Below are 2,191 nucleotides of genomic sequence, written 5' to 3' on the forward strand. Positions count from 1 at the left end.
CATGGCCAATTCGTAACTGATGATTTGAGAGGCAGCCCTTAAACCTCCCATTAAAGAAAATTTATTATTACTTGCCCAGCTGCCAATCATTATACCATATACGCCTAAACTTAATACCCCAAAAACATACAGGATACCAACATCAACATTAGCAATTTGTAAAGAAATATCCCTGCCGAAAAAATGTACTTTATCACCCCATGGAATTACGGCACTGGTCATAATTGCAGTAAGCATTGCCATTGAAGGCCCAAGAATAAATAAAAATTTAGAAGAAAAATTTGGGATGATTTCTTCTTTAAAAAATAATTTTAAACCATCGGCTAAGGGCTGCAGTAAGCCAAACGGACCGGCACGGTTGGGGCCTCTCCTGTCCTGCAAAATAGCCGCCACTTTACGTTCTGCAAAAGTGGTGTACATAGCAATGCCAAGTGATGCCATTACCACAATGAGTATCAAAACTAATTTCTCTGTTATAAAAGGCCAGTCAATTGCTAAAAGCATAATCCTTTATTAAAATATTTTTATTCTTTTATTAATCCCCATTGGGTACTTTCTCCCTCACCATTTACATGCTCTGCCGATTTTGCAAAATCCTGCATGTGTGCAGGGCCATCTATCTTACTTAAATGTACCGAAGGATTATTTACCTCACTTACATTATGTATGTTCATTAAAAGCTTGGGCTCACGGCCACCCATAACTTTTTGTATGGTTTCGTTTGGCATTACCATACCTACATAATGGCCTTGCCCAATTACCGAATGTCTGCTGATAACTGTTGGGCCTTCAATAACCCAATCGTTGGTTTTCTTTTTATCAAAGCGGCAGGTGTTGCATATCCATCCGGGCTTTCCATCATAACTCTGTACTTCGCCCCACTCATCTTTACGTGCAGTTACCCTGTACACTTCATCGCCACGCAGCCATAAAGTTGCTTTGCCGCAGCATTTTGGATTATCGCAGTTGCGGTGTGCATCTACAGGTTTTGTAAACCATACCCTGTTTTTAAAACGGAATGTTTTATCAGTTAATGCACCTACGGGACATACATCGATCATGTTACCACTAAAATCATTTTCAATCGCTTTGGAAATATAAGTAGATATTTCTGCATGATCACCACGGTCTAAAATTCCATGTACACGGTTGTCCGTTAGTTGATCGGCAACATAAGTGCAACGGTAACAAAGTATGCACCTTGTCATGTGCAATTGAATGTACGGGCCAATATCTTCTTTATCAAAAGTCCTTCTTTTAAATTCGTAACGGGTGCCTTCTTTACCATGGTCGTAACCTAAGTCCTGCAAATGACATTCGCCGGCCTGGTCGCAAATGGGACAATCAAGCGGATGATTAATTAATAAAAATTCCACCACGCCTGCTCTTGCATCTTTTACTTTATCGCTGGTAATATTTTTTACAATCATGCCATCCATTACATTGGTGCGGCAGCTGGCCACTAACTTTGGCATTGGCCTTGGGTCGGCAGTGGAGCCTGCAGCCACTTCTACCAAACAGGTACGGCATTTACCACCACTGCCCTGTAACTTGCTGTAGTAGCACATTGCAGGCGGTGTAACATCGCCACCAATTTGGCGGGCAGCATTTAAAACCGTTGTACCAGGCGCCACATCAATAGTGATGTTGTCGATGGTAACTTTAAATGTTGATGGTGGTATAGGTTTTGTTTCTTCAGCCATATAAATAATTCGTTCTTTCTAAATTTTTATTATGCAGGCACAGCAACATGAATAGGGTCCGCATAATGAGCCAATCCATAATTCTTTTTCAAACATTCATCCGGGTTCAACACATGCCATTCAAATTCATCCCTAAAATGTCTTATTGCTGCGGCAACCGGCCAGGCTGCTGCATCACCCAACGGACAAATAGTATTCCATTCAATCTTTCTTTAGCTGATCATACAATTCCATCTGAATTTAGTTTAATGGTTGATGTACCGCATCCTTTATGTTTGCTGGCCGCTGATGACCTTCAATCACATTTGAAAGATCAAAATGAATGGGCTCATAATTTTGGTTTAGAAAACAATGCTGAAAATATAATCGGTAAGATGTTTGGCGTATTAGTCGTGAAGACGAAAGAAAATGAAATTGGTTATTTATCTGCCTTTTCTGGAAAACTGGCTAAGGGCAATCATCATTCTAAATTCGTACCGCCTGTTTTT

General features: G+C 40.4%; 3 protein-coding genes and 1 pseudogene. 1 reads left to right on the forward strand and 3 read right to left on the reverse strand.

Features of this window, described 5'->3' with window-relative positions:
* The 3 genes from ACY65O_RS00070 to ACY65O_RS00080 all read right to left on the reverse strand — a co-directional run.
* On the reverse strand, nucleotides 1-504 hold a 504-nt coding region (locus ACY65O_RS00070; protein WP_462218802.1), incomplete at its 3' end, for a complex I subunit 1/NuoH family protein.
* A 20-nt stretch (nucleotides 505-524) separates the two neighbouring features.
* Nucleotides 525-1,703: an NADH-quinone oxidoreductase subunit G gene (locus tag ACY65O_RS00075; protein ID WP_462218803.1), complete on the reverse strand. Its 1,179-nt coding sequence runs from the start codon at nucleotides 1,701-1,703 to the stop codon at nucleotides 525-527.
* A gap of 29 nt (nucleotides 1,704-1,732) precedes the next feature.
* On the reverse strand, nucleotides 1,733-1,885 hold the full coding sequence (locus ACY65O_RS00080; RefSeq protein ID WP_462218804.1) for a hypothetical protein: 153 nt from the start codon (nucleotides 1,883-1,885) through the stop codon (nucleotides 1,733-1,735).
* Here ACY65O_RS00080 and ACY65O_RS00085 point away from each other — a divergent pair.
* Nucleotides 1,817-2,191, forward strand: a pseudogene (locus ACY65O_RS00085) (hypothetical protein); the annotation flags it as partial. The gene ACY65O_RS00080 and the pseudogene ACY65O_RS00085 sit on opposite strands and share 69 nt — an antisense overlap.

Origin of the sequence: Ferruginibacter sp., assembly GCF_031430955.1 — a bacterium.
Taxonomy (GTDB): Bacteria; Bacteroidota; Bacteroidia; order Chitinophagales; family Chitinophagaceae; genus Ferruginibacter.

Excerpts from the sequence above, each read along its gene's own strand:
- ACY65O_RS00075 (WP_462218803.1), bottom strand. The coding sequence starts at position 1,703 with ATGGCTGAAGAAACAAAACCTATACCACCATCAACATTTAAAGTTACC.